Here is a 17,002-nt window from a genome sequence, read left to right on the forward strand (position 1 = left end):
GGCGGGCTCAGACCCCGCCGGTGCGGGCGACGTGCTCGGCCAGCCGGCGCAGGCCCTCATCGATGGTCACCGACGGCGTCCAGTCCAGCGCCCGGCGCGTGGTCCGCTGATCGAACCAATGGGCGGTCGAGAGCTGCTCGGCGAGGAACCGGGTCATCGGCGGCTCGTCGTCGTGCGGGCCGGCGATCCGCTCGGAGAGCGCCCAGGCCTTCTCCACGGCGGAGCCGGCCGCCCGGGCGAGGCCCGGGGTGATCCGCAGACGCGGCCGCGGGGCGCCGCCGGCGGCGGCGATGCCCATCATCAGCTCGCCGATCGGTCGCGGCTCGCCGGTGGTGAGCACCAGGCGGGACCCGTGGATCTGCGGCAGCCGGCGCAGGCCGGCGGCGAAGGCCTCGACGGCGTTGTCGATGTAGAGCGTGTCGACCAGGGCGGCGCCCGAGCCGATCAGCGGCAGCCGGCCGGAGCGGGCGCGGTCAACGATGCGCCGGGTCAGCTGTCCGTCGCCGGGCCCCCAGACCAGGTGCGGGCGCAGGATCAGCGTCTTCAGCCCGCCCGCGGCGCGGGCGGCGACCAGCTGCTCGGCCTCGGCCTTGGTCTGCGCATAGGAGCCCGCGGCGCGCGCCGGGTCGGGGTCGCCGGCGGGCTCGCCGACCAGCGAGGAGCCCGCGTGGGCGACCGAGGGGGAGGAGACGTGGAGCAGATGCTCGACGCCGGCGGCCTCCGCGGCGTCGAGCAGCGTGCGGGTGCCGTCGACGTTGACGGCGGCGAAGTCGCGATGGTCGCCGGAGACCGAGACTTTGGCGGCCAGGTGCACGATGGCGTCCTGGCCGGCGACCGCGGCGGCGACGGCGTCGGGATCGGTCAGCGAGCCGCGGACCTCGCGGGCGCCGTCGACGGTGGAGGCGCTGCGCTGCAGGGTGGTGACGTCATAGCCGTCCGCGACGAGTCGACGGGCCACGCTGCGGCCCAGCAGTCCGGAGGCGCCGGTCAGCAGCACGCGGGAGCCGGGGGAGATCTCCTCGATCGCCTGGCCGGGGGTCGGCTGCTCGGTCGGCATCTGTCCGGGAGTCCTCTGCTCGGGAGTCGCTGTCACGGTGTGCCGGGCCTCCTGCCGCTCGTCACCCGCTCGGCCCAGCCGGCCAGGCGGGTGCGGTCGATCTTCGAGTTGTGCCGGATGTCGGTGGGCATCTCGTCGACGACGAGCACGGCGGCGACGGCGAGCTCGCCGGCGGCCGCGCGCACCTCGGCGGCGAAATCCGGGCTCGCCAGCGGCGAGCGGCCGGCGGTCAGTCGGCGGGCGTCAGTGTCGCGGGGCGGCTCGACGATGACCACCACAGCCTGGGTGCCGCGCGGGCCGACGCCGACGGCGGCGCTGCGGCCCACCGTCTCGAGCGCGTCGATCAGCGTCTCCAGCGCGCCCGGTCCGACAGGACCGTCCGGCGTGGTGATCACGTGCTGCAGGCGCCCCTCGATCCAGAGGCGTCCGTCCTCGTCGACATGACCGACGTCATTGGTGCGATGCCAGAGCAGGCCGTCGGCGGTGTCGCGGCGACTGGTCCGGTCGGTGAACCACAGCCGGTCGTAGCCGGCCTTCAGATGCGCCGCGGAGACCACGATCTCGGCCAGCGTCCCCGGCGCCTCGGCCGGGGCCACCAGCTCTTCGGCGGGCCGGCCCGCGGCGTCCAGCGGGGCCAGTCCGACCTGCACGCCGGCCACCGGGCGGCCGACGCAGACCCCGGGCTGGCCGGTGGCCATGGCGGCGTGGACGCCGTCGCGGTCGATGTCAGCCTGCAGCAGTCCTTCAGTCATGCCGTATGGAGTGTGGATCTCGGCGGCCGGCACCAGCTTCTGGACGGCGTCGAGCAGGTCCGGGTGCACCGGCGCGCCCGCGGAGAGCACCAGGCGGATGCGGGCCAGCGCCGCGCGCTGCGCGGGGTCGAGCGCGGAGGCGGTGTCGACGACGTTGCGCAGCGCGGCCGGCGAGCCGAAGAACATCGTCGCCTCGCCGGCGCGGGCGGCCTCGGCGACGGCCTCGGCAGTGAGCGTCGCCGGTCTGGTCACTGACATGTCAGGGGTGACCGAGGTGGCGCCGATGGCCGGTCCGAGCAGGGCGAAGGGGGCGAAGCCAGCGATCAGCGAGGAGCCCGGCTCGACGTCGAACTGCCGGCGCAGCAGCGCCACGAGGGCGCCGAGGCGCCCGTGGGTGTAGACCACGCCCTTGGCCGGCCCGGTGGAGCCGGAGGTGAAGAGCACCGCCGCCTCGTCCTCGGCGGAGGGCGGAGCCAGGCCGTCCGGGCGGCGTCCGGCGTGCCCGGCGAGCAGCGCGTCGACCGAGCTCTCCACGCCCAGGGCGCGGCGGGCCGTCGGCGACAGGCTGCGGACGCTGAGCCGCCGTCCCGGCCAGGCCAGCGTCCGGGCGAGGGTCAGGCCGGGGGCCGCGCCGATGACCCAGTCGGGGCGGGCGCTGCGCGCCGCCCGGGTCATCCCGCGCAGCCCCAGGCCCGCGTCGGCGACGACGGCGACCGCTCCGACGCGCAGGCAGGCGTAGAGCACCACGGTGAGGTCGTTGCCGGGCTCGACCAGCAGCGAGACCCGGTCGCCGCGGCGCATCCCGCGGGCGGCGAGTCCGGAGGCCAGCGCAGAGACGCGGGCGTCGAGCTCGCCCCAGGTCAGCGCCGAGCCGGGCTCGACGACGGCGAGGTCGCCGGCCCGCGGACCGGCGGCGGCCGCGGCGAGCTGGGCATGCAGTCCGGCGACGTCGCCGACGGGATCGGGGGAACGGCCGGTCGGGCCCGCGGAGGCGGCGGGGACGTCGTCGCCCTCGCCGGCGCCGTCGGGACTCTCGGCGCCGCCGTCGTCGGCGTCGGTGCGGTCGGCTCGACCGATCACTGCGTCGTCGAGCCAGCTCAGCAGCGGCTCGGCGACGTCGCGCTCCTCGGCCAGCAGGTGGCCGGCGCCCTCGAAGCGATGCAGATCCGCCTGGGGCAGCCGCTCGCGGAGGTCGGCGAGATGACGTTCCTGGAAGACCGGGTCCTGCGGGCCCCAGAGCAGCAGCGCCGGGCGGCTCCAGTCGCGCAGGGCCGCCGAGATCCGCTCCAGCGCCGGGCGGGACCGGTGCTCGGCCGAGGCGGGGATGTCGGCGACGAAGCCGCCGATGCCGCCGCGCAGCGCGGGGGAGTCGTAGGGCTCCCGATAGGCGGCGGAGACCTCCGGGGCCAGGCCGCCTGAGGCCAGGGCGAGCGTGGTGCGCAGGAACGCCGGCGTGGTCACCGTCGCCGTCGGCAGCACTCCGGGCGCCAGCGCGGCCCGCAGCGCGGCGGGGATCGGCTCCTCGACCGGGTGGTCGACGGCGGTGTTCAGCGTGGTGACCGCGTCGACGGCCTGCGGGTGACGCATCGCCCAGCCCAGCGAGATCACCCCGCCCCAGTCGTGGCCGAGGGTGACCAGCGGGCCGGCGGCGTCGACGTCGAGGGCGTCCATGAGCCCGTCGAGGTCCTCGAGGCGCTGCGCCAGGCTCCGGTGCGTCCCGGCTCCGGCGCGCGGCGGGCCCGGGTGGGCGAGCCGCTCGGAGAAGCCCATGTCCAGCTGGTCCGGGGCGATGACCCGCCACGCGGTCCCGCCGGCCTCGGCCTGCGCCAGGCTCGCGGCGAGCACGCCGCGCCAGAGGTAGGACCAGGTGGGGTTGCCGTGTACCGCCAGCAGCGTGCCGGCCGGGGTGATGCCCCGGGCGGCCAGGGCCGGGCCGGTGTCGAGCACGTGGAAGGTCCGCCGACCGTCGGCCGCCGACGCGGCGACCAGCCGCGACCAGGACAGGTCCAGACCGGGCATCGGCCGCGGCGGCGTCCGCGCGGCTCGCGCCGGGATCGCGCCTCTCACCATTCCAGCTCCACCATCGCGGTGTTCAGTCCGGATCCGACGCCCATGCACAGCACCCGCGCCCCGCGGGACAGCCCGGGGGCCTCGCGGGACAGCGTGATCGGCAGCGACGCCGGCCCGACGTTGCCCAGCTCCGGGTAGGTCACCGGCACGCGGCGCTTGTCGAGCTTGGCGGCCTTGATGATCGAGTTGGTGTGCAGCTGCGAGACCTGGTGGGTGATGTAGGAGTCCATCGCCTGCCAGCTGAAGTGCTGCCGCGCCTCCTCCCAGGCGTTCATCACCAGCTCGAGGCCGCCGTCGAGCAGCCCGCGGGCATCGGTGTACATGCCGCGGTGGTCGCCGACGCACAGCTCGTGGTGCTGGGTCGCCGCCCGCGAGACCCCGCCGACGATCCGGTGGCCCTCGGGGTGCCGGTCGGAGGGGCCGACGACGGCGGCCGCGGCGCCGGAGCCCAGCGTCAGCGAGGCGAACTCGGTCATGAAGTCGTCGCGGGAGACCGACTCGAGGGTGTTGATCCGCGCGATGGTCGCGTCCTGGACCTTCTCGGCGTCCTCGCCGTCGACGATCAGCACGTACTGCGCCTGGCCGGCGTCGATCATCGAGCTCGCCAGCGTCATCGCATTGACGAAGCCGAGGCAGGCGTTGGTGATGTCGAAGTTCATCGCCGAGGAGGGCAGGCCCAGCTCATGGTGGATGCCCACGGCCACCGACGGCTCGAGATGCTCGCGGGTGACCGAAGTGTTGATCATCAGCGTGACGTCCTCGGCGGCGATGCCGGCGGCGTCCAGCGCCCGGCGGGCCGCCTCGACGGTGCCGGCGCGCACGTCGCCGGGCTTCTCCCAGTTGCGCCGGGCCTTCACGCCGGCCACCCGCTGCAGCAGGCCGGACGGGAGCTTCAGCCGCTTCAACGCCTCGGCGAGCCGCCGCTCCAGGTCTCTGGACGTCAGCGTCACCGGCGCCTCGACCTCGGTCACGGACAGCAGGGAGGCGTTCTGATGATGGAAGGTCGCATTTCCGGGCACCGCTCCATTATCCAGCAGGAGGTCCGCAGGGGCGAATCTCCATGACGTCCTCAGTGCGCGTCCAGTGCGCGCTCAGTCCGCGCGGGCGGGCCGGGCGCGGCGTCCGGGGGCGTCGGCCGGCGGCCGGCGTGCGGGTCTCCTCCACAGGGCGGCGGCCACGGCTGAAGCCGCGGCGGCGTCGGGGATACGATGGAGGTCATGACTTCCAGCGCTGACGACGGCTCGACTCCTTCGACGTACACCCTGCGCCGCGCCATCGAGCGCGGCGGGTTCTACCCGGACCTGGTCCATCACACGGTGACCGAGGCGCTCGACGGCCGCGAGCCGACGCATCAGATCGTCCATGTCGACACGCACTTCGACATGGAGGAGGTCCACCGGCACATCACCGTGGTGGTGCTGGCCGAGGAGGTCATCGTCGTCGCTCATCTGGACGACCACGATCTGGAGGCCGACGACGACGGCGGCGCGGGGGAGACCGGCACCGTCGCCCGGATCTCCACCGAGGTCGTGCCGGTCAGCCGGGTGCAGTCGCTGATCCTCTCCGAAGTCCACCGCAGCCCCGAGCAGTTCCACCCCGAGCGCGGGCTGGCCGAGGTCACGCTCAATCTCAACTGGACCGGAGGCGCCCGCTTCGAGACCGCCCCGGTGCACTGCGGCGATCCGGACTGCATGGCCGACCACGGCGACAGCGGCACCTTCGTGCCCGAGGACATCATGCTGCGGATCGCCGCCACTGCAGAGGGCGACACCGCCGTGGAGGAGGCCCGCGCCTTCGTGCGCGCGCTGCGTCGCGCCTGCATCCGCCATGCCCGCTGAGCCCTCGGGGGACGCGGCCGGCGATCCCGCCCTGCCCGCCGCGCCCGACTACGACGGGGCGCATCTGCGCCATGTGATGACGTCCGCGGCCGCCTCGCTGGGGCTGGCGGGCTTCGACGACCGGATCGGCCTGCCGCAGGCCGCCGTCTCCGTGGTGCTGCTGGTCGACGGGCTCGGCGACGAGCAGCTGGCCCGGCACACCGGCCACGCCCGGTTCCTGGCCTCCCGCTGGCGTCGCGGCTCCGCGGCGCGGACGCTGGACTCCACCGCACCGGCGACGACGGCGGCCGGCATCGCCTCGCTGGCCACCGGGCGGACGCCCGGCGAGCACGGTCTCGTCGGCTACGACGTCTACTCCCCGGAGCTGGACCGGGTGGTGAACATGCTCGGCGGCTGGGATCCGGAGGTCGATCCGCGCACCTGGCAGCCCCACCCCTCGGTGCTGCGCCGGGCGGAGGAGGCCGGCGCGAGCGTGCTGACCGTCTCCCGGCCGCGCTTCGCCGACTCGCGGCTGACCGAGGCCGTGCTCGAGGGCGGGCGGTTCCGCGGGGCGAACCGTCTCGAGGCCCGCTTCACCGCCGCGCTGGAGGAGATCCGCGAGCACCTGCATCCGGCCGGCGGCGTGCGTCGCGGGCCGCCGCAGCCGATGCTGATGTACCTCTACGTCGACGAGCTGGACAAGGCCGGCCACCAGCACGGCGTCGACTCCGCCGAGTGGATCGCCGCGCTGGAGAGCCTCGACGCCGAGGCCGAGCGCCTCGTCGCGGCTCTGGACCGTGAAGTCGGCGACCAGGTCTCGGTGCTGCTCACCGCCGACCACGGGATGATCGACGTCGCCGCCGAAGATCGCCTCGATCTCGCCGAGCATCCCGAGCTGCTCGACGGCGTGGTCTCCACGGCAGGCGAGCCGCGGCTGCTGCAGCTGCGCGTGGCGACCGGCGACGACTCCGAGGCCGTCCGCGCCGAGCGCCGGACCGAGGTGGCCGACCGCTGGAGGCGCGAGCTCGGAGACCGCGCCTGGGTGCTCGAGCGGGAGGAGGCGATCGACGCCGGCTGGTTCGGCGACGTCTCGGCCGCAGTGCGCGAGCGGCTCGGCGACGTCGTCGTCGCCCTGCGGGACTCGACGGCGCTCTTCGACACCGGACGGATCGGCACCGGCCCGCTGGACATGGTCGGCCAGCACGGATCGCTCACCCGCGAGGAGCGGGCGGTGCCGCTGGTGCTGCTCTCCGCCGGCTCCCTCGGCTGAGCCGCGGATCCTCGGCATGACGGTGTCCGTCCAGGGCCCGTCAGGCCCCGGACGGATCCGCCGGCGGCACGGCCTCAGGTCCGTGCGGGCTGATACATCGCGGTGTCAGTCGTCGCGGCTGCCGAAGAGTATGTCGTCCCAGCGCGGCATGCTGGGCCGTCGTGAGCCGCGCCGTGCGCGCGAGGCCCCGCGTTCGTCCTCGGCGTCGTCCTCGCCGACGGGGCCGTCGTCGCCGGAGCGTCCGGCGTCCTCGGCGTCCTCCGGGTCCGCCGCGTCGTCGCCGCCCTCCTCATAGCTGAAGCCCCAGGCGTCGGTGGCGTCGGCGGCCTCGGTGCCGCCGGACGGGCCGGGCTCGTCCGGTCGGGCGACGGGCCCGGCAGTGTGCTCGCGGTCCGCGTCCGAGGAGGCGTCGTCGCCCGGACGGGCGGAGCCTCGGTCCTCGTCGGCGGTGTCGTCGACGGGCCGCAGCGGGGTCACCGGCGGCGGGCCCGGGTCGCCGGAGCGGTCCGACGCGTCGGCGCCGTCGTCCGCGGCGTCGCCGGAGTCCGCGGAGTCGTCGCCGCGCCGGCCCGAGGCGGGACGCTCCTCCCGGGTGAGCATCATCGCCAGCTCGTCGTCGGCCTGCTCGTCGGCTCCGAGACGCTGGCCGCGTCGACGCCGCAGCATCTCCAGCAGCGCCTCCTGCTCGTCGCCCTCGCCTGTGGGGCCCGAGGGACCGGACGGTCCGACGGCGCCGCCGGGACCGGCCGGAGCGGAGGACTCGGGCGAGTCGGAGGGCTCCGCGGGCTCCTCGTGGGGCGGCTCGACCGGCGAGGTGTCCTGCTCCTCGGCGGGCACCGGGCGCAGCGGTCCGCGCCGCACGGCGCCGGAGGAGCGGCCGGGGTGATCGTCGGACTCGACGTCGTAGGGCGCGTCCACCGGGGCGAGCCGCCGACCGCCCCGGGCCGGGCGAGCCGCCGAAGGCAGGCTGCTCAGCTCCTCGGCGGTCGGGCCGTCGGCCAGCAGGTGCTTCGACTCGGGGGTGAAGATCCATTCCGCCGGCGGCGTCGGGGCGTCGCCGGTGGCGCCGTGCGCGTCGAACCAGCACAGCACCTTCCAGCGGCCGTCCTCGCGACGCCAGGCGTCCCAGCTGAGGCTGCGCAGATCGACCCCGGCGGCCCGCAGACGCACGGAGACCATCGCCTCGAGCGTGGCGGCGGCGTCGCCGAAGGCCACCCGGTGCTGCTCGGCGGTCGAGGCCGGCGCGATCTCGGCGCCGCGGGCCCGCTGGGCGATGTAGCCCCGCTCGGCCTGCACGGGGCCGGCGTACCGCTCCACGTGGGCGGCGTCGAGCCCGGAGTCGGCGACGACCTGCTCGATCGTCGCGCCGGCGCGCATCCAGGCCTGGATGTCGCGCGGACTCAGCGGGCCTGTGCTCTGCGCCCCGCCCTCCTGCGTGGGGGCCGGGCGGTGGGCGGAGCGGTTGACCGCGGCCCGCAGGGCCTCGTCGACGGGCAGGGCATACTTCGTGCCCGACTCGTCGGCGAGGATGAGGTCGTCCTGCTCCTCAGCCTCCCTGACGCCCATGATCCGCAGGTGCTGCATCGATGCTTCCTCCCGCCGGTGGCCGGCCGATCTCGTGACGAGCTCGCATTGTCACCGGTCACTGTAGCGCGGAGCTGCGTGCGAGGGCGTCGAGGAGGTGGAGCCGAGCTTGAACCTTGAGCCATGAAGCGTACGATGAGCGGCCCGGCGAGTCGGCGGCGACGCCCCTCGTCGAGGCGCCCGAGGACCGGCTTGTCAGCTCTCGGCTCAACACGGCCGACATGATTTGTGGCCTCGGCGTCGATGAGACACAATCTGTGCGACCCAACGCGCTCGAGGGTGCCGGAACGCCATCAACGTCAGCATGGCAGATCCGCGCGATCGGGCGCCACGAGTGCCGAGAATCGGAGTGTGGAGCAAGCTTCATGGCAACTGACTACGATGCGCCGCGCAAGAATGAGGAAGAGGCCAACGAGGACTCCATCGAGGAGCTGAAGACTCGGCAGCCGAGCCATCAGTCGTCCTCCGTCGACGAGGACGAGGCCGAGGCCGCCGAAGGTTTCGAGCTGCCCGGCGCCGACCTCTCCGACGAGGAGCTCCAGGTCCGTGTGCTGCCCGCGCAGCAGGACGAGTTCACCTGCGCCTCCTGCTTCCTGGTGCGTCATCGCTCCCAGGTCGCCCGCGAGGACAAGGGCCTGTACTTCTGCAAGGACTGCGAGTCCTGACCTGACCCGCAGGCGCCCTGCGGCGCGCGACGACGACGGCCCCGGTCGGAGAAGCTCCGGCCGGGGCCGTCGTCAATCCTGCACGCTGGTGCGGGACTCGCGCACCGGCTGGTCCGAGCCGAGGGCGCGCAGCACCGCCTCGGGACGGCGGGTGGAGAAGATCCAGTACGGCGTCGCGTCGCGCTCGTCGACGATCTCGACAGTGACCACTGCGTCGATCCAGCCGCGGATGCACTGGTAGGCGGTGGCGTCGAAGCCCGGACCGAGCTGCTCGCGGGCGGCGGGTCCGCGATGCGCGACGACGCGGCCGATGTGGTCGCGGTCGATGCGCGCCCTCCCCACCTGCAGCCCGTCGGCGGTCACCCGGACCTGCGGCGTCGTCGCCAGCAGCCCCGCCGAGACCAGCGCCAGGCCGATCAGCAGGGCCAGGATCCCGACGCCCACGTCGACGGGGAAGAACACCAGCGAGACCGAGGCGCCGACGAGCCAGGCGGAGAGCCAGATCCACCAGGCGGGCCAGAGCTTCTCGGCGTGCGGCGCCGGCTGCGGCGCCGGCTGTCCCGTCGGCTGCGTCGTCATGATCCCCAGCTTCTCACGGATGGGTAGACTCGAGCAGGTCGGCGCCGTCCCGGGACGATCCCCGCAGGATCTCCCGCGGAACGCCGCGCGCAGCCCGTCGCGCCGTCCGACAGTCCCCGCCACCGACCGCCTCGGAAGGACCCCAGAGCGAGCATGACCTCCCTCGAGCACGTGACCGTGCCCCTGCAGCAGCTCGACCCCGAGCTGCCGCCGCCGCACTACGCCCACGAGACCGATGCCGGAGCCGACCTCGTGACGAGCGAGGACTTCACCCTCGAGCCCGGCGAGCGACGGCTGGTCGGCACCGGCGTCGCCGTCGCGGTCCCCGCCGGCTGGGTGGGGCTGGTCCACCCGCGCAGCGGGCTCGCCGTCAAGCACGGGATCACCCTTGTCAACACGCCGGGAACCATCGATGCTGGGTATCGTGGGGAGATCAAGGTGTGCCTGCTCAACACGGATCGCTCCACGTCGGTGAGCTTCCGGCGCGGAGACCGGATCGCCCAGCTGCTGCTGCAGCCCGTCGGGCGGGCGGACTTCGCGACGGTCGCGTCGCTGGAGGACTCCGACCGCGGCGCCGGAGGCTTCGGCTCCACCGGGGTCTGACCGGCGTCCGGACCCGTCCGAGCATCCGCCGGGTCGTCGCGACGGCCCGGACGAGCCGGCCCAGACCAGCGAACGAAGGGATCGAGGGGAACCATCCATGATCTTCGGCAGAAGGAAGAAGTCCCGGGAGGCGGAGCGTCAGGCCGAGCCCGCCGCCGTCGGCGAGGCGCGGACCGGCGAGGCCGCCCGCGAGGAGTCCGGGACCGCCGACGCCGAGACCGCCGGTGCGACGGAGTCGCCCGCCGCCGGCGTCGCTCCGGACGCGGCGGAGTCCGCCGCGTCTGCAGCGTCCGCGGAGGAGGCGGCGGACGCGCCCGCTGCGGAGGAGACCCCGCAGGAGGACGTGCCGAAGGACGCGGAGAAGGATACGGAGAAGGACACGGAGACGGCCCCGGAGCAGCCGGCGGAATCCTCCGATGACACCGAAGTCGACGCCGCCGACGCCGATGGCGGTGCCTCGGGCCCCTTCGACGTCGAGGAGATCGAGTCGACCAAGGGCTACCTCGACTTCGGCTCCCTGCTGATCCCCGCGAGCAAGGACCAGAAGGTCCGGCTCGACATCGACCAGAAGACCCGCCGCGTCGTCGCGCTGACGATCGCCGCGGGCCAGGCCAGCATCCAGGTCCAGCCGTTCTCCGCCCCGAAGTCCGGCGGCACGTGGGACGAGGTCCGCGAGCAGATCCAGGACTCGGTGGTCCAGCAGAAGGGCAAGGTCAAGCAGGTCGACGGCCGGTTCGGCAAGGAGGTCGCCGCCCGGGTGCCCACCACGCTGAAGGACGGCCGCTCGGGCTGGCGCGTGGCCCGGTTCATCGGCTTCGAAGGGCCGCGGTGGTTCCTGCGCGGCGTCGTCGGCGGCCGCGGAGCGATCGACGCGAAGGCCGCCCGCGAGGTGGAGGAGCTCTTCGCCCGGATCGTCGTCGTCCGCGGCGAGGAGCCGATGCCGCCGCGCGAGCTGCTGCCGCTGAATCCGCCGGAGGGGGCCAAGCGCGTGCCCGTGCCGCGCAATTCCGCCCAGCAGCGCGCCACCGGTGCGGGGCCGAATCCGGCCGCGGCCTCCGTCGGCCAGGGCGGCGAGCCGTCGGGCGGCGCGGCGGGTGACGACGGCCGCTCCGCCGACGCCGCGGATTCCGGCCGGCGCCCCGACGACGCCGCCGGACGGTGAATCATGGGCCCCTCCGCACCGCCCGGACGCTCCTCGGAGCAGCACGACCGCGACCCGCAGGAGTCCGCGCCCCGGACGCCGGACGCGCAGGGAGCGTCCTCGCACGATCCTGAGCCCGGGGCGCTGTCGGCGGCGGCCTCCTCGCTGAGCACCCGCGCCGACGGCTCGCTGGACGTGATGTCCTCCGTCGGCGGCGTGCGCGGCCTGCTCGAGGCCTCGCTGCCCTCGGCGGCCTTCCTGGTCAGCTTCGTGGTCAGCGAGGACCTGACGCTCTCGGCGGTGCTCGCCGTCGTGCTGGGGGCGGCGTTCACCGTCGTCCGGCTGGTCCAGCGCGGCCCCCTGGTGCAGTCGCTGTCCGGCCTCGCGGCGATCGTGCTCTGCGCCGTCGTCGCCCAGCAGACCGGACAGGCGCGGGATTACTACCTGTGGGGCTTCATCACCAACATCGTCTACATCCTGGCCTTCTCCGTCTCCATCGCCGTGCGCTGGCCGTTCCTGGGGATCCTCTTCGGGCTGGTGCGCGGCGAAGGGCTCGGATGGCGGCGCGAGCCGCGGCGGAGGCGCCGCTATGCGCTGGCCACGTGGATCGTCACCGCCGTGCTGGCGCTGCGCCTCGTGGTCCAGGTTCCGCTGTACCTCGGCGACCAGCTCGTCGCCCTGGGCACCAGCCGCCTGCTGATGGGTCTGCCGCTCTATGGGCTGGCCCTCTGGGTGGGCTGGATGATCACCCGACCCGTCGCCGTCGAGGGGACGGTCGGCACGTCCGCCGCGGGGAGCCCGCCGGACGCCGGACATGAGGCCTCACATGGGGGAGAGGAGCCACGCGCGTGACGATGATGACCACCACCCAGGACCTGACGGGACGGATCCTGACCCTGGACGTCGGCCCGATGGCCCACGGCGGGCACTGCATCGCCCGCCACGAGGGGCGGGTGATCTTCGTGCGTCACGCCATCCCGGGCGAGGTCGTGCGCGCCAAGCTCACCGACGCCGGGCCGCAGGCGAAGTTCTGGCGCGCCGACGTCGTCGAAGTCGTCGACGGCTCCGACTATCGGCGCCGGCACATCTGGAAGCTCGCCGACTCGCTGCGGGCCCATGAGATGGAGCGGCTGCCGGTGGGCGGGGCCGAGTTCGGCCACATCACCGACCAGCACCAGCGTCGGCTGAAGGCCCAGGTCTTCCGCGACACGCTGCAGCGCATCGGCGGGATCTCGGCCCAGGACGCGGCGATGTGTCAGGACCCGGCCGACGGCGAGATCCACGTCTCCGACATCGGCACCCCGCACAGCAACGGACTGCACTGGCGGACCCGGGTGACCTTCGGCGTCGACGAGCACGGCTCGCTGGCGATGAAGCCGCATCGCAGCCATGACCTGATCGAGCTGCGCGGCATGCCGCTGGCCGTCGAGGCCATCCACGAATCGACCCTCTTCTCCGCCGACTTCTCCGGCGCCCGGCGCGTCGAGGCGGTCGCGCCCGGCGGCGCCGAGCCGGTGGCCCTGGTCGTCCATGCCGACGCCGAGCGGGCCGCCGACGGCGCGCTGGCCGAGCGGATGCGCCGGCTGGCCGCCGCGGATTCCCGCATCGGCTCGATCGTGCTGGCCCTGGCGCGGACCGAGGCTCCGCCGCGCCGCCGCGGGCGAGGTGCGCGCCGCGGCCGTGCGCCGGCTCCGTCCACCGTCGTCGAGCACGAGACGGTCGTCGGATCGCCGACGGTCGAGGAGCCGCTGCCGACGCCGGTGGCCGGCCCCGAGGGAGTCCGCTCCACCGTCGCCGTGCGCCCCGAGGGCTTCTGGCAGATCCACCGGCACGCTCCGCAGGCGCTGGTGCGCACAGTGGCCGACCTGGCCCAGGTCGAGCCCGGCGACGCCGTCGCCGACCTCTATGCCGGCGCAGGGCTGTTCACCGCCTGGGCGGCCGAGGCGGTCGGTCCGCAGGGCTCGGTGCTCAGCGTCGAGGGGGCGCGGTCGTCGAGCAGCAGCGCCGCCGAGCTCTTCGCGGGCAGCCAGACGGTCACCGTCCGGCGCGCGGCGGTGGAGGCGGCGCTGGACGCGCTCTCCGGCTCCGACGTCGTGCTGCTGGATCCGCCGCGGGCCGGCGCCGGCCGCGACGTCGTCGCCGGGCTCGACGACGCCGGGCCGCGACGCGTGGTCTACGTCGCCTGCGAGCCGGCCTCCTTCGCCCGCGACGCCAAGGATCTGCTGGCCCGCGGCTGGCGCATGCGCCGGCTGCAGGTGCTCGACCTCTACCCGAACACCCACCACATGGAGTCGGTGGCGGTCTTCGAGCGCTGATCCCGTGCGGCGCCGCCGGAGCCGGGGGCCGCACGCCGGCGACGCCCGCGCCGCGGGCTCCGTCGCGCGCTCCCACGCAGGTGCGACGAACGAGTAGGATGGTCGCGGATACGGTTCCGACGGGCGTCTGACCAGCGGATGCGCCGGGACCGGGTCGCGCTGCTGACCCGACGCCGCAGGCTCGCCGACGAGCCGGCGCCGGGGCGACCCGGACCAGCAGGGCGCGCCGCCCTCGTCGCCCGCGGAGCCCGGAGTCGGCGTCGTCATCGACGGCGTCGGCCGTGTCAGTCCGGCAACTACATGAGGAGTCCCACGTGAGCACAGTGGACAGCTTCGGGGCCAAGGGCGTTCTGAACGTCGACGGCGCCGACTACGAAATCTTCCGCCTGAACACCGTGGAGGGCAGCGAGTCCCTCCCGTACAGCCTCAAGGTGCTGCTGGAGAATCTCCTGCGCCACGAGGACGGGGCGAATGTGACGGCCGAGCACATCTCCGCACTCGGCCGGTGGGACGAGACCGCGCAGCCGAACACCGAGATCCAGTTCACCCCGGGCCGCGTGCTGATGCAGGACTTCACCGGCGTGCCCTGCGTGGTCGACCTGGCCACGATGCGCGAGGCCGTCTCCGACCTCGGCGGCGACCCGGACCGGATCAACCCGCTGGCGCCGGCCGAGATGGTCATCGACCACTCGGTGCAGATCGACTCCTTCGGCAACTCCGACGCCATCGAGCGCAACATGGACATCGAGTACCAGCGCAACGGCGAGCGGTACCGCTTCCTGCGCTGGGGCCAGACCGCCTTCGACGACTTCAAGGTCGTGCCCCCGGGCATGGGCATCGTCCACCAGGTCAACATCGAGAACCTGGCGCGCGCGGTGATGACCCGCGAGGTCGGCGGCGCGCTGCGGGCCTACCCGGACACCTGCGTCGGCACCGACTCGCACACCACGATGGAGAACGGCCTGGGCGTGCTCGGCTGGGGCGTCGGCGGCATCGAGGCCGAGGCGGCCATGCTGGGCCAGCCGATCTCGATGCTGATCCCGCGCGTGGTCGGCTTCAAGCTCTCCGGGCAGATCCCGGCCGGCGCGACCGCCACCGACGTCGTGCTGACCATCACCCAGATGCTCCGCGACCACGGCGTGGTCGGCAAGTTCGTCGAGTTCTACGGCGAGGGCGTGGCCGCGGTCCCGCTGGCCAACCGCGCGACCATCGGCAACATGTCCCCGGAGTTCGGCTCGACGGCGGCGATGTTCCCGATCGACGAGGTCAGCCTGGACTACCTGCGCCTGACCGGCCGCAGCGAGGAGCAGGTCTCCCTCGTGGAGACCTACGCCAAGGAGCAGGGCCTGTGGCACGACCCGGAGCGCGAGCTGCGCTTCTCCGAGTACCTCGAGCTGGACCTCTCCACTGTGGTGCCCTCGATCTCCGGGCCGAAGCGTCCGCAGGACCGCATCGAGCTGACCGAGTCCAAGGACCAGTTCCGCCACGACATCCTCAACTACGTCGACGACGCGCCGCACACGATCAACGGCCACGCCGACTCCGCCTCGGACCAGTCCTTCCCGGCCTCCGACGCGCCGGCCCATGAGGCCACGGAGAGCCAGGACGTGAAGGACCGCTCCCGGCACGACGGCCATGCGCACGCCTCGAGCCGGCCGTCGAAGCCGGTGGGGGTCACCACGGAGGACGGCCGCGAGTTCGAGCTGGACCACGGGGCGGTCTCGATCGCCTCGATCACCTCCTGCACCAACACCTCGAACCCGAACGTGATGATGGCCGCCGGCGTGCTCGCCCGCAACGCCGTCGAGAAGGGTCTGACCAACAAGCCCTGGGTCAAGACCTCCATCGCCCCGGGCTCGAAGGTCGTCACCGACTACTACGAGAAGTCCGGGCTCATCGAGTACCTGGAGAAGGTCGGCTTCTACATCGTCGGCTACGGCTGCACCACCTGCATCGGCAACTCCGGCCCGCTGGAGCCGGAGGTCTCGCAGGCCGTGCAGGACAACGACCTCGCGGTGACCTCGGTGCTCTCGGGCAACCGCAACTTCGAGGGCCGCATCAACCCGGACGTGAAGATGAACTACCTGGCTTCGCCGCCGCTGGTGGTCGCCTACGCGCTGGCCGGGACGATGGACTTCGACTTCGAGAACCAGCCGCTGGGCCAGGGCGAGGACGGCCAGGACGTCTACCTGCGCGACATCTGGCCGGACCCGGCCGAGGTGCAGAAGATCATCGACGCCTCCATCAGCACCGAGATGTTCACCTCCGAGTACGAGTCGGTCTTCGCCGGCGACCACCGCTGGCAGGAGCTGGACACTCCGGAGGGCACGACCTTCGACTGGGATCCGGACTCCACCTACGTCCGCAAGGCCCCGTACTTCGACGGCATGACCCTGGAGCCGGCCCCGGTCGAGGACGTCACCGGCGCGCGGGTGCTGCTGAAGCTGGGCGACTCGGTCACCACCGACCACATCTCGCCCGCCGGCGCGTTCAAGTCGGACACGCCCGCCGGCCGGTACCTGCTGGAGAACGGCGTCGCCCGCAAGGACTTCAACTCCTACGGGTCGCGCCGCGGCAACCACGAGGTGATGATCCGCGGCACCTTCGCCAACATCCGGATCAAGAACGAGCTGCTCGACGGCGTCGAGGGCGGCTTCACCCGGGACTTCACCCAGGAGGGCGGCCCGCAGGCCTACGTCTACGACGCGGCGATGAACTACCAGGAGGCCGGCGTCCCGCTGGTCGTCCTCGGCGGCACGGAGTACGGCTCCGGCTCCTCGCGCGACTGGGCGGCCAAGGGCACCCGGCTGCTGGGCGTGAAGGCCGTCATCGCCCAGTCCTTCGAGCGCATCCATCGCTCGAACCTGATCGGCATGGGCGTGCTGCCGCTGCAGTTCCCGGAGGGCGAGTCGGCCGACTCGCTGGGGCTGACCGGCGTCGAGACCTTCTCGATCACCGGCATCACCCAGCTCAACGAGGGCGTGACCCCGAAGACGCTGACGGTGACCGCGACCAAGGAGGACGGCACCGACGTCTCCTTCGAGGCCGTCGTGCGGATCGACACCCCCGGCGAGGCGGACTACTACCGCAACGGCGGCATCCTGCAGTACGTGCTGCGCCAGCTGGTCAACTCGTGAGCTGAGCAGAGC

Annotated in this window: 13 protein-coding genes; 8 read left to right on the forward strand and 5 right to left on the reverse strand. The window is 73.6% G+C overall.

Annotated features, from left to right (window positions below):
* Positions 1-7: 7 nt before the first annotated feature.
* The 3 genes from ABD652_RS06075 to ABD652_RS06085 are packed head-to-tail and all read right to left on the reverse strand — an operon-like array spanning position 8 to position 4,898.
* Positions 8-1,057: an NAD-dependent epimerase/dehydratase family protein gene (locus tag ABD652_RS06075; RefSeq protein WP_344719270.1), complete on the reverse strand. Its 1,050-nt coding sequence runs from the start codon at positions 1,055-1,057 to the stop codon at positions 8-10.
* 32 nt (positions 1,058-1,089) lie between these two features.
* On the reverse strand, positions 1,090-3,828 hold the full coding sequence (locus ABD652_RS06080) for an alpha/beta fold hydrolase (RefSeq protein WP_344719273.1): 2,739 nt from the start codon (positions 3,826-3,828) through the stop codon (positions 1,090-1,092).
* A gap of 44 nt (positions 3,829-3,872) precedes the next feature.
* Positions 3,873-4,898, reverse strand: a complete 1,026-nt coding sequence (locus ABD652_RS06085; protein ID WP_344719275.1) for a 3-oxoacyl-ACP synthase III — start codon at positions 4,896-4,898, stop codon at positions 3,873-3,875.
* Positions 4,899-5,096: 198 nt separating this feature from the next.
* Between ABD652_RS06085 and ABD652_RS06090 the strand changes: the two genes are divergently transcribed.
* Together ABD652_RS06090 and ABD652_RS06095 are read left to right on the forward strand one after the other, a co-directional pair.
* Complete coding sequence (locus ABD652_RS06090) at positions 5,097-5,717, forward strand: DUF5998 family protein (protein ID WP_344719277.1); 621 nt, start codon at positions 5,097-5,099, stop codon at positions 5,715-5,717.
* Positions 5,707-6,966 carry an alkaline phosphatase family protein gene (locus ABD652_RS06095; RefSeq protein WP_344719279.1) on the forward strand — a complete coding sequence of 420 codons (1,260 nt, stop codon included), beginning with the start codon at positions 5,707-5,709 and terminating at the stop codon, positions 6,964-6,966. Before ABD652_RS06090 ends, ABD652_RS06095 begins: the two co-directional genes overlap by 11 nt.
* Positions 6,967-7,071: 105 nt before the next feature.
* Here ABD652_RS06095 and sepH read toward each other — a convergent pair whose 3' ends face one another.
* Complete coding sequence (gene sepH / locus ABD652_RS06100) at positions 7,072-8,550, reverse strand: septation protein SepH (protein ID WP_344719282.1); 1,479 nt, start codon at positions 8,548-8,550, stop codon at positions 7,072-7,074.
* Between the two features lie 365 nt (positions 8,551-8,915).
* Here sepH and ABD652_RS06105 point away from each other — a divergent pair, with 365 nt between their 5' ends.
* Positions 8,916-9,215, forward strand: coding sequence for a DUF4193 domain-containing protein (locus tag ABD652_RS06105; RefSeq protein ID WP_010524452.1), 300 nt, complete (start codon positions 8,916-8,918; stop codon positions 9,213-9,215).
* A gap of 72 nt (positions 9,216-9,287) precedes the next feature.
* Here ABD652_RS06105 and ABD652_RS06110 read toward each other — a convergent pair whose 3' ends face one another.
* Positions 9,288-9,794: a DUF3093 domain-containing protein gene (locus ABD652_RS06110; protein ID WP_153143716.1), complete on the reverse strand. Its 507-nt coding sequence runs from the start codon at positions 9,792-9,794 to the stop codon at positions 9,288-9,290.
* Between the two features lie 153 nt (positions 9,795-9,947).
* Here ABD652_RS06110 and dut point away from each other — a divergent pair, with 153 nt between their 5' ends.
* From dut to acnA, 5 genes are all read left to right on the forward strand, one after another.
* Positions 9,948-10,397 carry a dUTP diphosphatase gene (dut, locus tag ABD652_RS06115; protein ID WP_344719286.1) on the forward strand — a complete coding sequence of 150 codons (450 nt, stop codon included), beginning with the start codon at positions 9,948-9,950 and terminating at the stop codon, positions 10,395-10,397.
* Positions 10,398-10,494: 97 nt separating this feature from the next.
* Positions 10,495-11,559 carry a DUF3710 domain-containing protein gene (locus tag ABD652_RS06120; protein ID WP_344719288.1) on the forward strand — a complete coding sequence of 355 codons (1,065 nt, stop codon included), beginning with the start codon at positions 10,495-10,497 and terminating at the stop codon, positions 11,557-11,559.
* Between the two features lie 3 nt (positions 11,560-11,562).
* On the forward strand, positions 11,563-12,390 hold the full coding sequence (locus tag ABD652_RS06125; RefSeq protein ID WP_344719290.1) for a DUF3159 domain-containing protein: 828 nt from the start codon (positions 11,563-11,565) through the stop codon (positions 12,388-12,390).
* Positions 12,391-12,392: 2 nt separating this feature from the next.
* A complete protein-coding gene (locus ABD652_RS06130) occupies positions 12,393-13,853 on the forward strand; it encodes a class I SAM-dependent RNA methyltransferase (RefSeq protein ID WP_344719430.1) in 1,461 nt (486 codons plus the stop codon).
* A 314-nt stretch (positions 13,854-14,167) separates the two neighbouring features.
* A complete protein-coding gene (acnA, locus tag ABD652_RS06135; RefSeq protein WP_344719292.1) occupies positions 14,168-16,990 on the forward strand; it encodes an aconitate hydratase AcnA in 2,823 nt (940 codons plus the stop codon).
* Positions 16,991-17,002 lie beyond the last annotated feature (12 nt).

It is taken from the genome of Nesterenkonia halobia (assembly GCF_039536005.1).
Classification (GTDB): Bacteria; Actinomycetota; Actinomycetes; order Actinomycetales; family Micrococcaceae; genus Nesterenkonia; species Nesterenkonia halobia.

What these genes read in the sequence shown, in the direction of transcription:
- dut (WP_344719286.1), top strand. Translation starts at nt 9,948, where the DNA reads ATGACCTCCCTCGAGCACGTGACCGTGCCCCTGCAGCAGCTCGACCCC.
- ABD652_RS06095 (WP_344719279.1), top strand. Translation starts at nt 5,707, where the DNA reads ATGCCCGCTGAGCCCTCGGGGGACGCGGCCGGCGATCCCGCCCTGCCC.
- ABD652_RS06110 (WP_153143716.1), bottom strand. Translation starts at nt 9,794, where the DNA reads ATGACGACGCAGCCGACGGGACAGCCGGCGCCGCAGCCGGCGCCGCAC.
- ABD652_RS06125 (WP_344719290.1), top strand. Translation starts at nt 11,563, where the DNA reads ATGGGCCCCTCCGCACCGCCCGGACGCTCCTCGGAGCAGCACGACCGC.
- ABD652_RS06120 (WP_344719288.1), top strand. Translation starts at nt 10,495, where the DNA reads ATGATCTTCGGCAGAAGGAAGAAGTCCCGGGAGGCGGAGCGTCAGGCC.
- ABD652_RS06090 (WP_344719277.1), top strand. Translation starts at nt 5,097, where the DNA reads ATGACTTCCAGCGCTGACGACGGCTCGACTCCTTCGACGTACACCCTG.
- sepH (WP_344719282.1), bottom strand. Translation starts at nt 8,550, where the DNA reads ATGCAGCACCTGCGGATCATGGGCGTCAGGGAGGCTGAGGAGCAGGAC.
- ABD652_RS06130 (WP_344719430.1), top strand. Translation starts at nt 12,393, where the DNA reads ATGATGACCACCACCCAGGACCTGACGGGACGGATCCTGACCCTGGAC.
- ABD652_RS06105 (WP_010524452.1), top strand. Translation starts at nt 8,916, where the DNA reads ATGGCAACTGACTACGATGCGCCGCGCAAGAATGAGGAAGAGGCCAAC.
- ABD652_RS06080 (WP_344719273.1), bottom strand. Translation starts at nt 3,828, where the DNA reads ATGCCCGGTCTGGACCTGTCCTGGTCGCGGCTGGTCGCCGCGTCGGCG.
- ABD652_RS06075 (WP_344719270.1), bottom strand. Translation starts at nt 1,057, where the DNA reads ATGCCGACCGAGCAGCCGACCCCCGGCCAGGCGATCGAGGAGATCTCC.